Consider the following 20,267-nt stretch of genomic DNA (forward strand, 5'->3'; position numbering starts at 1 on the left):
TCGGCAGCTGCTACGGGGGTGCATCGCGGCCAAGGCCGGCTCCTACCCCGCCCAGCCAACGCGGTGTCTGTAGCAGCGGCCGCAGGCCGCGTCCAATGGCGCCGCGTATCCCCCAAGGTGTACCGCGCCGTGGCCGGACGCAGCCTTCGGCAGCTGCTACGGGGGTGCATCGCGGCCAAGGCCGGCTCCTACCCCGCCCAGCCAACGCGGTTTCTGTAGCAGCGGCCGCAGGCCGCGTCCAATGGCGCCGCGTATCTCCAAAGGTGTACCCCGCCGTGGCCGGACGCAGCCTTCGGCAGCTGCTACGGGGGTGCATCGCGGCCAAGGCCGGCTCCTACCCTGCCCAGCCAACGCGGTTTCTGTAGCAGCGGCCACAGGCCGCGTCCAATGGCGCCGCGTATCCCCCAAGGTGTACCGCGCCGTGGCCGGACGTCGCGGTTTCGTTACGTGAGGCCATCCAGCCCCCTCAGATGACGAACCAGCACCCTGCCCTCCGGCCCCAGGTGCAGGCCGAAGCGGGTATGCGTGCCGCCCTTGAGTTGCACGCTCAGCCCGTATTCGAGATGGCCAGGCAGGGTTTGTGGCAGCAGTTGAATATCGATGGCCGCCAGGCGTGGCTCGTACTTGAGCAGGGTTGCGGCCATGTTGGCGATTAGCCCGTGGGCGGTGGCAGGCAGGCCTTGAAGAACAAGGCCCATGTCCGGCAGGCCATAATCGGGCAAGTGGCTGAGTGCCCCCGCCCGGCTATTGAGGATGCGCTGCAGGTTGTCCAGCACTGACAGCGTCGCCTGGTCTTGCTCGGCGACAGCGTGCAGGTCCAATTCACCGTCGAAGTTCTGCAGCAATCGTTCATAAAGCGAAGCGCCCGAATCGCCCATGGGCTACTCCTTGTCCAGCGCGCGCAATCTCAAGCGGTTATCCCCCAGCTCGACCACGCGAGCCTGGTCGGGCAGCAACTGGTCACGGCGCAGCGTGAGGCGCCAGGTGTGAAGGCGGTCGTCTGGCTCACGGAACAGCGCCACCAGCGCGACAAACTGCGTCTCCTTGGCCAAGGGCACATTCAGCTGCGCACCGCTGCCGGGCTTGAGCACCAGCCCGTGCTCATCCAGCAGATCGTCACGCAGCAGCGCCTCACTGTCGGCCGCGATCGCGTCGTAGCTGGCCTTTTCCAGCACCATGCGATCGCGCAGCTGATACACGCGCACCTGGGTCGGCACCGACAGCGCACGCATGTCGCGCCCCTCGGGGTTCATTGCGGTGCGGGCGTCGAGGTCCAGGCGCAGGGTCTTCACCTGTTTGTGGAAGATCGCCCGGGCGGTGGACGCCGTACCGTCGCTGACCGCCTGGGTCAGGCCACATCCACCCAGCAGCGTGAAGCAGCTGGCCAACAACAAACGGTTAAAAAGTGTACGCGACATGCTCGGTTGTCCTGTGGTGCGGGTTAGGGTGCAGGCCGTGGTAGCGGCCCAGGTTGATGGTCACGGGGGCTGGGTTGACGCTGCCCAGCACGCAGGTCATGCCGAGCAACACGCCAGCACCGCCCAACAAGGGCGGGGGCAACAACGGCGGCGTGAGGGTCAGGCACAACCGGGCGGTACAGCGCCAGCCCAAGTACACCCGCAGCAGCACCAGCACGTCGGTGTGCAGCGGCGCGCCGGGCAGCCAGCCGCGCGCCTCCTCCGGGTCTGGCGTGCACAGGGTCAGCAACAGCTGGCTATTGCCATCAAGGCCGGTGCCACCCAGTGGCGTGCCGTCGGCCAGGCTCACCGGCTGGCTGCGAGCAAGCCGCCCAGGCCTTGCCAGCGCCACTTTCAAGGGCCAATGCGGCGTGACCGACACCTGCGTCCGCGGCGCCAGCAGCGTCACCAGTGCGCGAATGCCTTCGGCGTTGCGGGTGGGCAGGCGCATCACCCCCAGCAGCGCCAGGAAGCGCGACACCGGCGTGGCGATGTGCCGGGCCGTGCCCGGAATGCCCAGCCCGACCAGGCCCAGCAGGCATTGCGAGGTGGCATCGCTGCCGCCCGGCTCGAACGTGGCAGGGTACGAATACTTGCGCCAGATGCGGTAGAACTGGGTGAAGATCCGATGGTTGAAGATATCCAGGAAGCCTTCCAGCGCCTCATGCCCTTCGCGCCGCTGGGCGATGTCATCCAGGTAGGCCGTGGGCAGTGGCGAGTCCACGCCATACAGCCCCAGCACCCGGGTGCGTACCGTGGCCGGGTGTTGGCCGCCGGCCTCGATGGCCTTGAGTTCGCCGGCCGGGAACCCCATGCCGGGGTCAGGGCGAAAACGCACCGCGTCATCGCCAGGCCGCGCCGTGCTGCCCAGCGGCGGCCGCCCAGGCGCCGTGCGCTCCAGCCACTGACAAAACCGGTATACGCTGGCTTCCGGTACCCGCTCGCGCAGGACGTCAAGCAGCGCCTCGACGTTCAACCGGGGATCCGCTGGCTGTGGTTTTCGCTCCATCGCAGGCACTCCCCGGTAGGTTGCAGGACCAGCGTCAGCTGGATGAACAGATGGATATCGGCGTACAGCGCAAAGAAACGGTTGAGCATTTCGCCGAACAGGCTGATATCGCCTTCACCGCAAAAACCGTTGCTGTCCAGGGTCACTTCGATGTCCACGCCGCGGCGCAGGAAGCCCTTTTCAAACCGCTGGATCAAGCGGTGTCGCACCTCGACGATGGCTTCCAGACGCCGCCGATTCAGTTCGCTGCCGGTCCATTCGTACAACGCCAGGGTGCCGCGCAGCACCTCGGCGCTATCGAGCATCGGCAGGAAGTTGGAACCCAGGTGGCTGAGCACCCGCCAATGAAAGCGGTCGCGGTTGGGCGGATAGCACGGCAAGGTCGGCGCGCACAGGTTGCGCACCTTGAACCCCGCGTGGGGAGCATGCACGGCGGTATCGAGCAAGGTGCTCTGCAAGGCCTTGCGCGGCAGCTGGCCGTGGGTGCCGGTCAGGCGCAGGGACAGGCTTTCATTGTGGCTTAGCCGCGCCTGCTCGAAGTCTTCGCCGCCCAGCACCAGCCAGGTGTCGTGGAGGCCGTTGGCACCGCGTTTCAACCGCGTGTGGAAGTAGCGTTCCGGCGCCTGCTCGCGCAGCATGCCGCCCTTGTGGCGAAAGCTGCTAAAGGGCACGAACGCCTGGCGCTCGCCGTCCACCGTACTGCTCACCTCGTCCACCGAATAAATCTCGGTATGGCCGTCCTGCAAGCGCTTGGCACGCAGCAGGTAATCGGTCTGCAAGGGGTCCACCAGCAATGGGTCCGACTCCAGTTCGAACAGGTTGATCACGGGGACCGCGTGCAAGCGCAGGTGTTCGCGGCTCAACGCCAGATGCGGGGGCCAGGCCTGCTTGAGCTCCACCTCCAGCTCGAACCACGGCGCCTCCGGGGGCAAGCGCACGTGCTGCAAGCCGCGTAGGGTGACGAACATGAACTTCTCGCGGAAGGTGAAATACTCCAGCAGCAGTTGGTAGCCACTGAAGGCGCTGTCCCCTTTGGGCCACAGGCGATCGTCCTCGGCGAAGCCCTTGGCGGCGAACGTCATCGCCACCGCCTGCCGCGTCGGCTCGCCAGGCAAGCGCAGGTAGACGTCCCGGGCATTGAGGGTCAGGGCGTGGTGCAGGGCGGTGGCCAGTGCGGCATCGGCGTTCAGGTACAACGGCAGCTCCGCCAGGTCCATGGCTGCCCAGGCGGCCATGGCCCCGCGGGCAAACCGCAGGCACACCATCGAACGACCATCAGCGACCTGGGCCACCCGCAAGGCTTCCAGCGCCAAGGGCCGCAAGGTCAGCGCCTGGGTGGTGGTGTAGCGACAACGCGTGCGCTGTGGCCCCACGGGCTGCGACAGTACTTCGAAGCCCGTGGCGAGTGGCTCGCTGCGGCTCAGCTGCCCCAGGTCGGGCGCCAATTCCACGATCGAGAGCGAAGGAATGGTCCGCAGGTAATGGGGCCAGAGCAGGCTGACCAGCCCCTCGGTCAGTTCCGGCAGGTCATCGTCGAGCTTCTCGCGCAGGCGCCCCATCAGGAACGCGAAGCCTTCGAACAAGCGCTCCACGTACGGGTCCTGCGCGCCTGGCTTGTCCAGATTCAGGTGGGCGGCGCGGTCCGGGAACGCGTCGGCGAACTCCTTGCCCGCCTCGCGCAGGTAGCGCATCTCGGCGTCAAAGTAATGCAGGGTCAGGTTGTCCAGGCTCATGGCACGTCTCGTGTGTAAAGGGTCAACCGCACAGCACCGCGGCGCGGACGGGGTCGATGGCCACCAGCGAGGCCAGCAAGGCCTCCATGCGTCGCGCCAGGGCGGGCTTGTCGACGTCACTGCGCTGGGCTTTCATGCGCAGCAGCTTGAGCAACCGCGCCTTGGTCTCGAACACCAACTGCGGCTCCCATTGCACCAGGAGCTGGCGCTGCGCGACCTGTTCCAGTTCGCCCAACAGGTGCACGGCCAGTTCGTGCTTGCCGTACTGCTCGGCTACCCGCGCCATCAGCAGGCGCAGCAACCAGCGCTCGCGCCCGCCGTGCGCCTCTGGCCGCGCGGCCAGCCACGCCAGGGCCAGTTCTACCCCCTGGCTTTCGGCCTGGGCCAAGGCTTCGTCCTGCAGGGCCAGGATGTCGTCCTGTTCCGCGACGGGCGCCGCCGCCAGCCACTGGGCCGGACGGTTGCCGCTGACCTGCTGGCTGATCCACTCGCAGGTGGTCTCATCGGCAAACGCGCTGCCGTCGCTCCAGCGCAGTTGCTCCAGGCCCGGCAGGCGCTCGAGCAGCATGCCCAGGTCACGCTGGACGATCTGCGCCCAGGCGTCCCGGGGCGCCGGCTGCCTGGCCAGCGCCTGGCACAGGTACCATTGCAGGTCCAGCCAGAAGTGGTTGACGGCTTCGGCGTACACCCGCTCCACCAGCTCCAGCAGTTCGTCCCAGCGCTGCTGCACATACAGGCGCTTGAGTTGCACGCGATAATCGCCACGCGGGGCGGCCAGGCGCGTATTGCCATGGGTGTCTTCGGGGGGAGTCTGGTGCACGGTGTCCCAGCGCACGCTTTTCATCAGTCGGTGCGCCGCCAGCCAGCCTTGGGGTTGATCACGCAGGTAGGTGGCCAGGGCGCGGGCGCTGTCCAGCAGGTCGCGGCCGGACTTTATCGCCACGGGCGCTGCCAACCCTCCTCCCCCACCGGCCCCGGCGCTGTGCTGCGGCACCACGGCATCGACACCCCCGGAGCGCGCCAGGCGCGCCAACAGCGCGTCGTACAGCGCGCCCAACTGCGGGCGCTCATCTTCCGGCCAAGCCTGCAGGCCATGTTCAAGCCACACCAACGCGGCCACCGTGCGCTCAGCCTCGGCCCTGACTACCTCGGGGTACAGGGACAAGCTGCCCAGCAGCTTGTCTGCCGTCAGCCACTCCAGGGCCAGCTTGCGGCTGGTGGGCCGCGCCGGCAGCAGCGCCGTGCCAAAGCGCGCCACCATGGCCGCCAGCAAGGCCAGGCCATCGGCCAGCCCCGCTTCGCCGTCGCGCTGCAGGCGCGCCCACAGGTAATAGGTGGCCACCCGCAGGTCCTTGCACCTATGGGTCAAGAGCTTTTCCCCCAGGCAGATCACCTGCTCGGTGTCGGCGCTGGACAGTTTGTTGACCTCCTCGCGCAGGCACTGGAAATCATCGTCGTAACTGGGGTCGTCGCCAGTCGGCAACTGCTGGCTGACAGGCTGTAGCCAGGCGTGCCAACGGCCGGCCTGTTCGCGCCCCAGGGCCAGCGCATCGCGGTCCCCCAGGCAAGTGGTACGCAATCCTTGCAGACTCATTCAACACCTCCAGTGGATGCCTGGCCGTTGTCCGCCAGGAAAATTCGCGGCGGCAAACTGAAGCCGCGCAGCGTGAGCAGCGCCAGCGGCCCTGCGCCCAGCTCCGTGCGCAGGTGCCAGGTCAGCGGGATGCCGTCCGGGGCCTTCAGCACCAGGCGAAAGCGCGTGTCGCTGTCGTCCAGCGCCGTCACCTGGGCCTGCTCCAGCAGGCGGATCAGGCCCCAGGCGCCGTCGTAGGCACCGAACAGCCGTTCGCCGGTGGCAACGCTGGTCCAGCTCAGGCTGGCGCCGGGGTAGTCGCTGGCGCCGGGCCAGTGAAAGCGTTTCCAGCTTGGCTTCTGGTTGAAGTAATGCAGGCGTTCGCCGTTGAGGATGAAGGTGGTCTGCACCAGCTCGGGCAGCGCCTTGGCCTGCAGCTCGAAGCCCAGGCCCATGCCGCCGTCGGTGTACAGCACGTCCGCCAGGCGGCCCAGGCGGTTGACCGCCGCCAGGAACGCCGGATTCACCCGCAGGCCCTGGCTGTGCCGCGGGTCGACGACCCAGCGGTTGCCCTCCTTACGCAGCACGCCGCCCAGTTCCTGCTGCAGGAACTGGTCGATGCGCCCGGTGCCGGCGCGGATCATCTGCCCCAGCATCGGCAAGGAGGCATCGCTGCCGGTGGCGGCGAACGGGTAGCGGCCGCTGAACGCGCCGTCCCAGTGCTCGACGATCGCCCGCTGCCACTGCGCGTTCAGCGCTGCGGCGGAGGGTTGCAGCACCTGCTGCCAGGCCTGGGCCAGGGGTTTGACGAACAGGTTCTGGCCAAAGCCGCTCCATTGCCCGCCCAGGCTGGCGGCGATCAGGCTGCCGTACTCGCGGCTGTCGCCAAGGTCCAGGGTGCGCCCCTGGAACACCGACTGGGCCAAGGCCTGGGTCATCGCCTGGGGGTCGCTGGCGTCGTCGATCTGCTGGAGTTGCAGGCGCACGCGGGTGACGCGGGTCAGGTAGCTGTGCAGGCTCAGTGGGCCGTTGTCCTTGGCCAGCAGTTGCAGCAACGGGGCGAAGGTGGCGTCCAGCGGGCCCTGCGGCATGGGCGTATCGATGGTTTGCTGCGCCGTGTTGATCAGCGCTTTGCTGCCGGTTCCGGCCTGGTAGGCCACGGTGGTGATCAGGGCCAGCAGCGGCGATTGCTGCGGGTCGCTTATCAGCGCCAGCTGGTCGACCGCCTCGCCCAGGTTTTTGGCCTGGCGCCAGTGCACGCTGTTGAGGAAGGCCAGCCAGGCGCTGCCGAAGTCCTTGAAGTAGCGGGCGGTGAGCCTGGCCTTGAGGGTTTCAGGGGACAGCTCGCTATCGACGTTCGAGTCCTGGTCACTGAGCACCCAATCGATTTTCGCCCTACGCGCCTCGGCAATGTCATCGATGGCAGCCCGTATCTGCCCGTCCCACGCCTGGCGAGTGAAGATGCCCGGCACGCTGCGGGTCGCGCCAAACAGCGCCGACGCCTGGGTGTCGCCAAGCATCTGCGCCAGCGCCATCGACGGAAAATGGTTGCCCGCGCGGTCCAGCACCTGCTGGTACAGGCTGGCTTCGGCGTTGTGCTGGCCCAGCTCGCCAAGCAGGACCTGCCGCACCTGGGCGATCAGGCGCGGGTTGGCGTCGATGCGCCACTCGGGATGGCTGGGGAGTTGTTGGAGGTAGAACGACCATTGGCCGGGCAGATCAGGCACGCGCGCCAGCAGCAGTTTTTCCAGGAACGCCGGATCGGCTTTTTCAGGGTGCGCGAGCATCAGGTAGGCCTTGAGCGGCTCGTAGGCGCCGCCGGCCATCTCCGTGCGCGCCTTGCTGCCCGCGGGCTGCGCCACCAGAGTCCACAGCGTCTGCTCCAGGCTGGCCACGGCCTTGTCGCGCAGCAGCGCATGGGTGGCCTGCACGTAACGCGGCCAGAGCAGGTCGAGCAGCGCCTGGCTGTGGCTCAGGCCAAAGCCCAGGTACCAGGGTTCGCCGTGGACGCGGCGGTACTCCAGGCGGTCTACCTCACGGGTCAGGTTGCTGAGGGTGGTGAGAGTGGTGATCGGCTGTTCGGCGACCTGCGCCAGATGGACCGCTTGGTTGCGGTTGGCCACGAAGGACAGCAACACACCAGCCGTCAGCACGCCTGTGGCGGCCAACGTGGCCACGTACAGCACGCGCCGCACATGCCAGCCGCGCCGCCGTGGACGGGTCTTGCGGTCCGCCAGCAGCGCCGCCCAGGCGCCGTCGAGCTGCAGCAGGTGCTCGGTACCCGGCACCGGCCCGTCGGTGCGGGCCAGGCTGAAGTGCAGGCCGCGCAGCGGCGTGCTGCGGGCAAATTCGGGCCGCAGCGGCGCCAGCGCCTGGGGCCAGTGGGCGACACCGTGGGTGTGCAGGTGGTGGCCGAGGTAGAAGAGGAAACAGTGGGTGCGGTGCACCTGGATATGGGCCATGCCCCGCTGGTTCAGGGGTTCGATCAACTGTTGCAGGGCGGCGCCCAGGTCATCGTCCGGGGCGAGCAGGCAGCCTACCGGCTGGGCGGGTTCGAAAGGTTTGATCCAGGCTTGGGGGCAGACTTCCCAAAGGTACAGGGGCAGCTGCCAGCCGAGGGCCTGGGACAGGTCGCGCAGGTAGCGGCTGCCGGCGGCCATGGCTTTGGGGTCGTGGCTTTGGGGGGTGGTGAGGGTCCAGAGGATGGCGTCGAGGGGGCGCCAGCGGCACAGGCGCTGGAGCGTTTCAAGGCTATCGTTGGTCAGCGCTTCCTGGCCGCTGCCGCCCCACAGCAAGACCGTGCCGTCACCCTCCAACCACCGCTGTTCCGTGAGCCCAGGTGCAATCGCGTCGACCTGCTCAGCCTCTCCCACCACCCACAACAGCCGCACTTTACGGCGCCAGAACAGGCCGTAGTGGTCACGCAGGTGGTTGCGCAGGATGGCCGCGCGCTGCACAACCTCCGCGCCCGGCTCAGGCGACACTACAGGCCGGGGCTGTGCGGAATCGTTCCCCGTATCGGCAGCGCGGCCAATTTGCCGCCCCAGCCAGGTAAACGCGCCGAGCACCAACACGATCAACCCGGTGATCACGGGCACCACCTTCAGCGCCTGTGCCTGCCGGTCACCATCGTCACGCAGCCCCAGCCATTGCGGGTAATACCACAGCATCACGGACAGCAGTGCCCCTGCCAGCAACAGCACGCCAGCAAGGCCTCCTGCTTGTACAACGCGTCGAATCTGCATTCTGTATCCTTACGTCAACAGCGGCGGCGCAGGCATCAACACCGTGCACCAAAGCCCCGTCTTGACGGAGCTGTTGCCACTGAAAATGAATTGCGGGCAGCGCCGCGCTTGATTGCTTTTGCTGCCGTTGGTTGAGATGCGCTCGTCCAACCGACGGTCCACCGCCGCCAAGCCATCGCTTTTCGACCACTGCCCCAGGCGCGGCTCGCCTGGCCGAATAGCCAAGGGGACAAGTTGGTCCAGTCTCACCGGCATGGTCAGCTGGCAGTCACGGCGGGCATTGAGGACACCAGCGTGCAGCCGCATGCACAGGCGTGCCCGTGGAAAGCAACAGGAACCCCGTGGTCGCAAAAATGCGGATGGGCCTCGGCAATGACGGTGCGACCATGGCCGGGGATGGGGCAATCCACGGCATCGCCCTGGCGGGCGACGCCGATACCGTCGAATATCATGGAAGAAGAGCCGGTAATCACGGTGCCACCACCGGAGGTTTTATCGCCTATACGGATAATGTTTTTCATTGAAAAGTCCTATAGTTAAATCAATTATTCAATCGCGGATTTGGCGTGCTTATCGAGTCACGTTTATTCATCCAATTAGCCCCCACTCAACGGCCTCTTCGCGAAAGGTAGTCTTGTCACGCAGCGGCCACGGGCGCAGGTGGTAGCGCTCCACCGTTTGCAGCGGAAAAATATCGCCTTCATCGAAGTAACGGATCACCTCTTTCGGCCTGACGTTGCGCAGCGTCGGCCAAATGACTTTCCAGTGTCCGGCCTGTGGGCAGGCTTCGCCGGGGTAGCAGATTTGCTGCGGGAAGTTGGCCTGGGTGAAGTCGGGTGAACTGGGGAGTGGCTTGCCGGTGGCCGGATCGAGCTTTTTGGCGTTGGCCAGGCGCAGGATCAGTTCCTCGCTGGGTTTTTCCGGCGGAACGTTGGCAAGGCGATCCTCAAGCCATTTAATCTTTCCGTCCCACTCGGGTAGTTCTGCAGGTGGTAAAGGAACAATTTCATTTATCTCCGGAACTGTTGGATTAGCGTAGGAATACCCAGCCAAAAACCTCCAGATTTTTTCATAACGCTCAGCGCGCTCCAGATCTGTATCTTGGCCTAAATAATGCAATTCATCTGATATGTGAGGGCCGCGAAATGCTGACTCCAACCGCCCGGCAGCACCCTCATCTCCTGATGCTACTCCCATCTGCAATACTTCAATGGCTTCGCGAAATTCGTCATTATGTTGTAGAGAAATCGATAGCATCACCGCAGCTCTTCCCTGCCCTTGCGCCGCGGCACAGCGGCGAAGCTGTTTCGTGACATCTGGAGCAATGGACGCCAATTTTTCTCCTATATACACCTGCGCTTGTCCACTGCCTGCATCGGCAGACTTACGAAAGTAACGAAGCGCCATTTCATGATCCATCTGTAGCCCCGCCGCTCCTCTCTCAAGATACACAGCGATAAAATAATAGCCAGATGCCACATCCGCATCGATCAACGCTTGACTGAGCCGCAATCTATCGGCGTCACTTAATTCAAACTGACCGCGCATAGAGCCATTCTGCAGATTAATATTCGCTTTAAAGTGATCATGCTCACTGGCAATCCTGTACAGCCTTTCCACTTCTCGATATACAACCTCATCTTGATTCAATTGATTATTATTCTGCAACCAGCGCGCGTACCTAAACAAACTATCAACATCACCCGACGCTTCGGGAATACTTTCATGCACACAAGAAAACGCTGCCCAAGCTTCCACATCAGACACATAACTCAAAATAACATCCTTATTTACAAATGCCTTACCTTCGGAGTCACAACCTTGCAGAACCACAAACAACACAAAGATCAAGTGCCGCATCAGTCCAGGTCCTTGAGCAATCTCGCAGCGTAAAAAAAGCCAACCAAAGGAGCTACAGGCCGCCTACTCTTTACTTTGTCCTCCGCTCGACTCTTGTTATTATCAATAATAACTTGCCATTCTTTAAACGCCTTGTCCGGACTATCCTGCATCCCCTTGCCGCTTGTATGAAGCCCCCACAATCTACGCCGTAAAACCTTTGTAACCTCAGCCCACTCGTGAGCAATGTTCAGCTCACTATCGACCTGCATACTGCGAGTATTAACATTTGCCGAACCATGAGTAGTGAATACATCATTAACAATCATGAGTTTAGAGTGAATATAGACAGGCATCCAATTAAAACCGCTCGGCGAATCCTGAGCAACCAACGAACAAACATGAACCTTCAGCCCAGGGATATCAGGAATCTTCAGTGCTTCATCTGGGGTGTCATTTATCTTCTTGACTGTCTTTTTTAGCCTAATTTCCGACACTCTATCCCGCTCATCTGCACCTCTGTTGGCTATTGCTGATTCTTCCGTAGCCTGCTTAATCCGCCTTAGCTTAGTGACTCCGGGGATGGTGTCGGCACGCCCAAGCACCTCCAACATTCTCTGAGTATTGACAACCCCAGCCCCAATACCATCATCAGTCACATTAGTTACAACAAACAAATGCAACGATCCATGCAAACCCGGATCACTCCCTTTCTTCACCAACCTCGACGCCGCTTTCTTGATTGCTTCCGCCAGCGGTGGCCAACGGAAATATTGATTTTCAATATAAATAAAATCTGTCGCATTATTGATTGCCTGCAGATAAAGCGTCTCAATATCCCGCCTACCCGCCTGGGGTTGCGTGCGCAACAACTGCACCATCTGCGGCGAGCCTAACGGATATAGCTGCTGACCAACCTGTTTAGCCTCTCGGAGGCGAAGCAAATCTTCACCCGTTTCTTTTTCCCACGCAGTCGCGAAGTTATGATGCAAATGTTCCAACACTGGCCCTGTCACTCGACAGGAAATATCCTGGCGCGGCTTATCACCCGTAGGCCCCTTATTACGTGCGAGTTTTTCCTCTCGCCCCCGGTTCCTGGCTGTATGAGCGTCAGTATCCCAATACTCGTCGAGCAGATTGTGTCCCATGACAAAACCGACAGCGCAGTCCGGCAGTTCGTAGTCGACTAGCACACTTTTCTGATGATGAGTAACTGTTGAGGCTAATATCAGCCGCATCTTTTCGCTAACCCCAGGATCAAGAGCATTATTTTTTACATCATCCGCAATATGAAGCCGTTCACTCCCGCTAAAACCGCGACTGACAAACAGAGGAATGCCTTCATCAACTCGCTGCGCCGCTTTGCTTCGCACAACTGCAAAGCTATCAAACCATTTACGGTCAAAGTTTCTTTGACCGAACGTCGAAGTTTGTCCCGCCATGTCCCAACTGCCACCTTTGCCGGGAAGATTCGCCTCTCCTGCGACGCCCGCAGAATTACCGGGCATCTCCCAGCCCAATACTCGCACCCGAACACCCTTCTTGGCTTTCACTCTAAGTAAATCACCCAAGCAAGGTGCGTCTCCATCCCTAATGAGAAACATCGAAGGTTGAAATCCCCAACATATAATGTCGATTGTTTTCTTCGCTTGAGCGATAGCTTCATGCACTGCTCGGAAAGCCTCTTCGCCATTGACTAATGGACAGTAGGTTGCCGGTACTGGGTGGTACTCACTCTTTTGCACATACCATCGGGGAGTACATGACACCTCATTGGTATGCTGCAGCGCCGCAGGTGCGACGATCGGGGGATTAGCCATGATCATTTTCCTTTTTGTTGTCAGAGTCATGCATCACTTCCGCGTAGGTAAGCCGGTTGCTGGTGTGCGCCGCAGGTACATTGACGCCGTCCACCGTGTCCGCGTGGTGGTGGTGCAGCCCGCGATTCGCAATGTGGGCCTGCTCAGGGTTGCGGTAGTCGGTGGGTATTGGAATGTCGTAGACCTCCTCGTTACCCAACACGAGGCGATAGCTTTTCGTTACGACTTGATGATCAATGTGCAACTTCTCGCCATTGAGGATTACGCCCTCCTTTAGCAGCACGCCATCGGCAAAGAGGGAGTAAGGCATGCGGTTCCAGCCAACAGTAGGTGCGTTTGGGGTCTGAGACAGGTTGAAACTCAACCGCTCCTTGGAAAGCCCCACCGGATACTCCGGATGCGCCGCCTTCATGCTCGCCGCCCCGCTGTAATTGAAATGCGCCGACTTGACGAAACAGTCACCCTCCGTGCCTGCTTCAATGCGCGACGGGTCCAAGGTGATGTAACTACCCCCGGCGTTCAGGGTGATTTTCTTTTTCGCGGTGATATGGATTTCGTCTTCAGTGCTGGTGATGTCCAGGCCATGGCGGGCCATGAGTTCCAGCCGGTCGTTCTGGGCCTGGACGCTGACCGGGCCCTGGTTGGCGATCAGCTTGACGCCGACTTTGCGCACGAACACGCTAAGGCCCTGCCCTACCCCCATGAACAGGCGCTTGACCACGCTGATATCGGCGTTGGCGCCGGCGTTGGCCATCAGGTTGGCGTGCGCGGCCAGTTGCAGGTGTTTACCGCTGGTCAGGGCAATACCCTTGGGCGCACTGACCAGTACGGTGGCCGCCTTGAGTTGCTCCAGTTCGTCGCGCAGCAAGTTGAGTTGCGCCTGCAGATCGGCTGGGGTTGCCTTGGCAGCTTCGGCATCGCTGGAGAGCGATTGCAATTGCTCACCGGCTTGTTGCAGTCGACCGATGGCTGACGCCATCTCCAACACCTCCCCCTGCGCCTTCCCCTGCTCATCCGCACTGATTAACACCCCCTTCCCCGCCCGCAGCGCCCCATGCGCGTCGGTGCGCAGTTCGAAGCCGCCGCCACGCACCTTGTTCTGCGCGTCCACCACATGCCCCAGGTTCAGCTGGCTCTTGCCGCCAAACTCGCTGGCCAGCTTCACGTGCTCCTGGCCGCGGGTGTCGTCCATGCGCAGTTTGTTGTTGGCCGGGGTGCGCAGTACGTTGCGTTTGTGGTTGCGCAGGGTGACCGGGTCGGGGTGTTCGCTGTCGTGCAGGGCGTGGGCGATGTAGGGGCGGTCGGGGTCGCCGTGTTCGAAGGCGATGGCCACTTCGGTGCCGGGTATCAGCGGCAGGTGCAGGCCGTGGGTGGCGCCGGCGTAGGGCCGGGCCAGGCGCAGCCACAGGCTTTCCCGGCCCAGGGGCCAGGTGTCGCGGTCGAACAGGAAGTTGACGCTGTAGCGGCCCTCGAGGTCGATGTGGCTGTAGGGGTCGTTGGCCTTGTAGCTGGTGACGCGCGCGGCGACGGTGCCGGCCATGATGGGCTTGGGCGGAAGCGGCGGGCGGAAGCTGCCGGCCTCGATGTAGGGAATGGCCTGGAAGTGGGCGATGAAGCTACTGTCGCGGGCGGCGCTGGCGCGCAGTTCGGTGATGACGATGCGCGGCTTGAACGCCTGCGGCGCGTCGCCGTTGATGGTCAGCACCTGCCGGGGCGCCAGGGTCGGGCTGCTGGTGGTGCCGCTCAGGCAGGCCTGCTGGGTGAGGTAGCGCTCGTGGTGCATGCGCGCGTAGAAGATGCCGGTTTCGGCGGGCAGGTCGTCGTCGTAGACGTGGCGGTTGCCGAGGGTGTCGTAGGGGTCGCCGAAGTGGTAGGCCTCGCCGTAGGTGGTGCGAGTGGTGGCGCGGGTCTGGTCGACCTCGGCGTCGAGCAAGGCGCGGACGTCGCGGTGGCGGTAGGTGCGCACGTCGATGTGCTGCTCCACCACCTGGTGGCGGCTTTGCAGGGCCCAGACGCTGTCCTGGCCACTGTTGGCCAGGCCGGACGGCGGGGTGTATGGCAGTTCGACGCCGAACTGGTAGCCGCGACGATGATCATGGAACTCCAGCACGGTAATGTCGACGCGCACGTCGTCGAAGAAGCAGTACCAGATGCCCACCTCGGCCAGCAGCCGCTCGATGAACGCCAGGTCGCTTTCGCCGAACTGCATCACCTGCTCGCGGCGGGGAAACTCGCGCACCATCTGGGTGTGGAATTCATAGCCCTCGAACGCGTGGCGACGCAGCACGCTCTCGACGATCTCCGGCACGCTCTGCTGCTGGTAGATGCGGTACTGCTTGCCGCGCGCCAGCAGCGCCAGCTTGGGTTGCAGGGTGATTTCGTAGCGCGCCTCGTCGCGCGAGCCGGACAGGCGCCGGAAGCTGGTGACTACCCCGCGCAGGCTGCGCAGCGGCTTGGCCGGCGGCACCACGTGGCCGCGGTACAGGGGCTTGGTCGGCAGCGGGAACAGGCGGAAGGTGGCGCCGCGGCGCAGCACTTGCTCGGCGGTGATGTCCTGGGCCGTGCTGGTGAATTCGATGCGGTAGGTGAAGCACTGGCTCAGGCGCTCTTCGCCTTCGAAGGCCAGCACGTCGAGGGGCGCCTCCAGTTGGCTGATGCTGAGGCGGTGGCGGGTGTGGTCGAAGAGGATGCGGGGGGCTTCAGCCATGGTCAGGCCTCCTGGGGGGCAGCGTCGTGGAACTGCAGGGTGATGCCGTCGGCGTCGCAGTAGCCCAGGGTGACGGCGCGGGGAAGTTGACCAACGGCCTGGCGTTGCAACAGTTGCTGGCTGAGCACCGGCAGGATCTGTTGGTGCAACAGGCTGTCGATGTTGCGGGCGCCGCTGTCGGGCAGCAGGCAGGCGGCGACCAGGGCGTTGACCAGGGCGGGTTCGGTCTGGCAGGCAAGGCCATAGTGGCGATGCAGGCGCTTGGCGACCTTGGCCAGCTTGAGGCTGACGATGCGCGCCAGCGCCGGGGCTGCCAGCGGCCGGTACACCAGGGTCTGGAAACGAGCCAGCAGCGCCGGCTGGAAGTGCTCCCGCAGGCAGGGGCGCAGCAGGGCCTGCAGGTTGCTGTCGTCGGCGTCGGGCTGCTGCTCCAGCAGCGCTTGCAAGCGGTCGCTGCCCAGGTTGGAGGTCATGACGATGACCGTGTTGCGAAAGTCGATTTCGCGGCCTTCACCGTCGCGCATGAAGCCGCGGTCGAACACCTGGTAGAACAGATTGATCACGTCGCGATGAGCCTTCTCCACCTCGTCGAGCAGCACCACGCTGTAGGGACGCTGGCGCACGGCTTCGGTCAGCACCCCGCCCTGGCCATAGCCGACATAGCCAGGCGGCGCGCCCTTGAGCTGACTGACGGTGTGGGCTTCCTGGTACTCGGAGAGATTGAGGGTGACCAGCGATCTTTCGCCCCCAAACAGGCAGTCCGCCAATGCCAGGGCCGTCTCGGTCTTGCCCACGCCACTGCCGCCCACCAGCAGGAACACGCCCAGCGGCGCGTGCTCTGAAGCAAGGCCGGTCCGGGCGGCGCGCAGGCGTTGCGCCAGGGCGGCCAGGGCCCGGTCCTGGCCAATGACGCGTTCGGCCAACTGTTGTTCCAGCGCCAGCAAGCTTGCCTGCTCGTCCTTGAGCAGGCTGCCCAGGGGAATGCCGGTCCAGTCAGCGATGACTTCGGCGACGTTGCGGGCGCCGACGTCCAGTGACACCAGCGGCTGCTGCCCCTGGGCTGCCTGTAACTGCCCGAGCAAGGCGGCGCAACCACCGGCGCTCGCGGGGTGCTGGCGGGCGGCAAGCAGTTGCGTGGCCAGGGCACGCTCCTGGCGATACTGGTCTTCCAGCGCCTGCAACCTGTGCAGCAGCTCGGCATCGCGGGTGTCCAAGGCGGCCAGCGGTGCGGCAATGCACAGGCCCTGTAGTTGCGCATCCTCCTCCAGGGCCTGACGCTCCAGCGCCAACGCCTGGCGCTGCGCCTTGAGGCACAGCAATGCCGGGGGCTGGCAGTCCAGGCTCATACGCACCCGGGCACTGGCGGTGTCGAGCAGGTCGACTGCCTTGTCCGGTAGCTGCCGCCCGGCAAGGTAGCGACGTGACAGTGCGACTGCAGCCTGCACCGCCTCGTCGAGGATATGCACGCCGTGGTACTGCGCGTAGCGCGCCTTGAGGCCACGCAGCATCAGGTTTGCGCCTGCGTCATCGGGCTCATCGACGGACACCCGCTGGAAGCGCCGTTCCAGCGCTGCATCGCGCTCCAAGTACTGTTTGTACTCCGACCAGGTGGTGGCAGCGATGGTGCGCAGCTCGCCGCGAGCCAGGGCGGGCTTCAATAAATTGGCGGCATCGGCGCCACCAGCCTGGTTGCCGGCGCCGATCAGGGTGTGTGCTTCATCGATGAACAGCAGCGTCGGCGGCACTGATTGTTTGACGGCCGCGATGATGTCCTTCAAGCGCTGCTCGAACGCCCCCTTCACCCCTGCCCCGGCCTGCAGCAGGCCAAGGTCGAGGCTGCGGATGCTGACCGCTTTCAGCGCATCGGGCACGTTGCCCTCGGCGATACGCAAGGCCAGCCCTTCGACCAGGGCGGTCTTGCCGACACCGGGCTCGCCTACCAGCAGTGGGTTGTTCTTGCGCCGACGGCTGAGAATGTCGATGACCTGGCGAATTTCACTGTCACGGCCCAGCACCGGGTCGATCCTGCCTGCGCGTGCGTCGGCCGTCAGGTCGTGGGTGAAACGCTCGAGGGCGTCCTGCGACGTTGTGTCGGCGGGCAACGAGGTCATGGTCTCGACGGGCGGCGCCTGGCGTTCCTCCGACTGATCCAGCAGTGAACCCAAGCGTTCCAATTGCGCTTCGCTGAGGCTTAGCAACGGCCAGGTCGCGTCGCAGGCCAGCAGTTCCGGGCGCTGCAACAGCGCACCCAGCAGGTGCACTGACCGCACGTATTCGCTGCCTGCCTCCAGCGACGCGCGCAGCCAGGCCTGCTCGATGAGCTGCTCGAGCCTGTGACACAGCTGCGGCTTGCCACGCAAACTGCGGGGCAGGCTGTCGAAATGATCGAGCAAGCCACGCCACAGCACGTCCATGTCCCAGTCATGGCGCCGGACGATCAAGGGCAGGTCGCCCTCCCCCTGTTCCAGCAGTTTGAGCAACCAGTGCTCGATACTGATATGCCCATGGCCGCGGCTCTGGCACAGCGATGCCGCCGAACTCAGGGCCTGGGCGCAATACGGGTTTAGACGGCGAAGCAAACGGCTGGTGGTCGGTACCATGGGTACGTCCTTGTCGAGAAGTTTGGCGAGACACGATGTGCTTGGCTGAGCGCCCGCGAACGGACGCTCAACCCTGCACACCAGGGGCTGCTGCAGGTCAGCCGGTCTGACGCTCACTCCAGGCATCGGCGTGGATGATGTTGCCGTCCACGTAGGTCCAGGTGATCTTCTCGTACCGCAACTCGATCTCCTCCAGGTGGTTGTGCTTCTCCTTGGCGGGGTCCTTCACGTCGTGCATCTTGGGCGCCACCTGCACCACCTTGACGTTCTCCAGGGTGGTGTTGAAGTACTCCACTTCCTGGCCGGCATCGTCGATGCGGTACCACTTGAACTCGGCACTTTTCAGGGTCTGGCCGGTGCTGACCGCCTTGTAGAGGTACGGGCTGCTGGCATCGATTTCCTTGGTGAACAGGAAGGGCGTGTGGATACGCGCGCCCGTCAGCTTGCCGGTGTTGTTGTCGGTGGGGATGTAGACCTTGTGGTCCTGGGCGATCACTTCGATGCTGCCTTCGCGATCCTTTACATCCACCGAACCCTTGAGGTCCGCGCCGCCGTCATCTTTCAGCCACAGGTAAACGGGAATTGCCATGTGAAGCTCCTTCTCAAAATGTCGCGACATGCGACTGGGTTTGCAGGCCTGATGTGGATGCCAGCCGGGCACATGCCCCGGCTTCCGGCACCAGGCGAATATCGACGCGCCGGTTGGCGGAGCGTCCGTGTTCGGTGTCATTGCTGGCGATGGGCTGGCTGGCGCCGAAGCCCTGTATGGCGAAACAACTGTCAGGCAGGCTGCCCATGGCCTTCATCCAGTCGCGCACCGCTGCCGCTCGCGCCCGGGACAGCGACAGGTTGGTGTCCGCGCTGCCCGAGGCGTCGGTGTGCCCGGCGATGACGATCAGCCAGCCGGGCTGGGCCTTGATGCCCAGCAGGGCATTGACCAGCATCTGGGTTGAGTCGGGCTTGAGCTGGGCGCTACCGCTGCTGAACAACGACAGGCTGTCCAGCCGCACCGGGCCAACGGCAAGCTGCGGGTGCTGGCCATTGACCACGGCATGCACCGGCAGGCGCAGGGGTTCGCCGTGATACAGGCCCAGCCCCAGCGCCCAGGGCGCGCCGTGACGGAAATAGCGGTCCAGCCGCGCAGCATCCTGGCGCAAGGCAGCCAGCGCCTGTTCCTGGGCCTGACTCGCCGGTTTGCCTGGCTGGGTATGCGCGGCCGCGTCGTAGCGCCGCAGGTCGTCGGTGACCTGCCTTGCCAGCAGGCTGTTCTGCCAGGCCGAACTGCCCAGCGCGACAGCGCTGGCGAGAGTGAACATCCATACAGCCAGGGCCGCTGCGCGATGCTGCGCAGCGGTTGACGAGGTGACAGGTAGCAGGTGCAACAATGGATCGGGAAACGGCAGGGCCAGCCCTTCGGTTTGCGGCGCACCATTCTTCAGCCCCGCCCTGGCCTGCAGCCACTGCTGCCAGAGGTTCGCGGGCAGCCGTGGCGCAGTGGGCGCCAGCGCGATGGCGCAGGCCAACGGTTGTACCGAGGCAGCAGCGCCTGCGCCCGCGTTCAGATACGCCAGCACCCGGCCGTGCAGCCACACCGCGGCGCTGTTGAGCTGCACGCTGGCATGCAGCCGCGCCGCCCGTTGCGCGGTAGTCGCAGCCTGCCCTTGCCAGGCCCCCAGGTCGCTGCAAGCGCCGTTCTCGCGCACTAGCGTGCTGGCCTGGCCCGCCTCCCAGCTGAACCAGGCACCCGCCCCCTGGCTGGCCGGCACGTAACTGACCAACAGCAGCGGCAAGCCGTGGCCAGCCCTGCGTGCCAGCACCAGTTGGTGACCGAAGGCCCGGACCCGGCAGGCCAAGCCGCTGTCGTCCTGATGCTCGCCGGGGTTGACGACGAACATCACGCTCAGTTGCCCGCCCCACTCTGGGCGTACCGCCAGCAGGTCAGCCACAACCCTGGGCAACTGTTCAACGTCGGCGACCTGGACGTAGGTGCCCTGCTCGCTAGCGTGCTGGGACCGGCCCGCAAACAGCTCGGTCAAACCATCGCCGCACACCAGCACCACCGGAAGGCCGTACTCCGCAGGTGGCAACGCGGACTTGGAAACCATCAGCCCCTTGGCCACGATCGGTTGCCCTGCTCGCCGCCAGGCCCACCCTACCCCCACCACCGTGACCAACGCCGCCCCCGCGGCGGCGGCCGTACCCAGCGGCAAAACCATCAACAACAGGAGGATGAGTGCACCCGCCCACAGCCACAGCGCACGGTTCAATGTCTGCGTCATCGCCC

13 protein-coding genes are annotated in these 20,267 nt (G+C 64.1%); all 13 read right to left on the reverse strand.

Annotated elements, in window-relative coordinates; all coding sequences use genetic code 11:
* Positions 1 to 443: 443 nt before the first annotated feature.
* The 13 genes from tssE to RAM80_RS02500 all read right to left on the reverse strand — a co-directional run bounded on the left by tssE (position 444) and on the right by RAM80_RS02500 (position 20,262).
* Positions 444 to 878 (reverse strand): type VI secretion system baseplate subunit TssE, encoded by a 435-nt coding sequence (tssE, locus tag RAM80_RS02440; protein ID WP_416424643.1) that lies wholly within the window; start codon positions 876 to 878, stop codon positions 444 to 446.
* 3 nt (positions 879 to 881) lie between these two features.
* Positions 882 to 1,418, reverse strand: a complete 537-nt coding sequence (gene tssJ / locus RAM80_RS02445; protein WP_416424644.1) for a type VI secretion system lipoprotein TssJ — start codon at positions 1,416 to 1,418, stop codon at positions 882 to 884.
* A complete protein-coding gene (gene tssG / locus RAM80_RS02450) occupies positions 1,399 to 2,466 on the reverse strand; it encodes a type VI secretion system baseplate subunit TssG (protein ID WP_416424645.1) in 1,068 nt (355 codons plus the stop codon). Before tssG ends, tssJ begins: the two co-directional genes overlap by 20 nt.
* Positions 2,430 to 4,199 carry a type VI secretion system baseplate subunit TssF gene (gene tssF / locus RAM80_RS02455; RefSeq protein WP_416424646.1) on the reverse strand — a complete coding sequence of 590 codons (1,770 nt, stop codon included), beginning with the start codon at positions 4,197 to 4,199 and terminating at the stop codon, positions 2,430 to 2,432. The genes tssG and tssF overlap by 37 nt, the downstream gene beginning before the upstream one ends.
* 22 nt (positions 4,200 to 4,221) lie before the next feature.
* A complete protein-coding gene (tssA, locus tag RAM80_RS02460; RefSeq protein ID WP_416424647.1) occupies positions 4,222 to 5,793 on the reverse strand; it encodes a type VI secretion system protein TssA in 1,572 nt (523 codons plus the stop codon).
* On the reverse strand, positions 5,790 to 9,017 hold the full coding sequence (locus tag RAM80_RS02465) for an ImcF-related family protein (protein ID WP_416424648.1): 3,228 nt from the start codon (positions 9,015 to 9,017) through the stop codon (positions 5,790 to 5,792). The genes tssA and RAM80_RS02465 overlap by 4 nt, the downstream gene beginning before the upstream one ends.
* A 257-nt stretch (positions 9,018 to 9,274) precedes the next feature.
* Positions 9,275 to 9,538 carry a PAAR domain-containing protein gene (locus tag RAM80_RS02470; protein ID WP_416424649.1) on the reverse strand — a complete coding sequence of 88 codons (264 nt, stop codon included), beginning with the start codon at positions 9,536 to 9,538 and terminating at the stop codon, positions 9,275 to 9,277.
* A 67-nt stretch (positions 9,539 to 9,605) separates the two neighbouring features.
* The gene (locus RAM80_RS02475; protein ID WP_416424650.1) at positions 9,606 to 10,877 is read right to left on the reverse strand and encodes a DUF6396 domain-containing protein; all 1,272 of its coding nucleotides are present in this window, start codon (positions 10,875 to 10,877) and stop codon (positions 9,606 to 9,608) included.
* Positions 10,877 to 12,676 carry a phospholipase D-like domain-containing protein gene (locus RAM80_RS02480; protein ID WP_416424651.1) on the reverse strand — a complete coding sequence of 600 codons (1,800 nt, stop codon included), beginning with the start codon at positions 12,674 to 12,676 and terminating at the stop codon, positions 10,877 to 10,879. Before RAM80_RS02480 ends, RAM80_RS02475 begins: the two co-directional genes overlap by 1 nt.
* Positions 12,669 to 15,383 carry a type VI secretion system Vgr family protein gene (locus tag RAM80_RS02485; RefSeq protein WP_416424652.1) on the reverse strand — a complete coding sequence of 905 codons (2,715 nt, stop codon included), beginning with the start codon at positions 15,381 to 15,383 and terminating at the stop codon, positions 12,669 to 12,671. The genes RAM80_RS02480 and RAM80_RS02485 overlap by 8 nt, the downstream gene beginning before the upstream one ends.
* A 2-nt stretch (positions 15,384 to 15,385) precedes the next feature.
* A complete protein-coding gene (gene tssH / locus RAM80_RS02490) occupies positions 15,386 to 17,983 on the reverse strand; it encodes a type VI secretion system ATPase TssH (protein WP_416424653.1) in 2,598 nt (865 codons plus the stop codon).
* A 97-nt stretch (positions 17,984 to 18,080) separates the two neighbouring features.
* On the reverse strand, positions 18,081 to 18,572 hold the full coding sequence (locus tag RAM80_RS02495; RefSeq protein WP_416424654.1) for an Hcp family type VI secretion system effector: 492 nt from the start codon (positions 18,570 to 18,572) through the stop codon (positions 18,081 to 18,083).
* A gap of 13 nt (positions 18,573 to 18,585) precedes the next feature.
* Entirely contained in the window at positions 18,586 to 20,262 is a 1,677-nt protein-coding gene (locus tag RAM80_RS02500) for an OmpA family protein (RefSeq protein WP_416424655.1), read from the reverse strand.
* Between the last annotated feature and the right edge of the window lie 5 nt (positions 20,263 to 20,267).

The organism is Pseudomonas sp. App30 (assembly GCF_047947025.1).
GTDB lineage: Bacteria > Pseudomonadota > Gammaproteobacteria > Pseudomonadales > Pseudomonadaceae > Aquipseudomonas.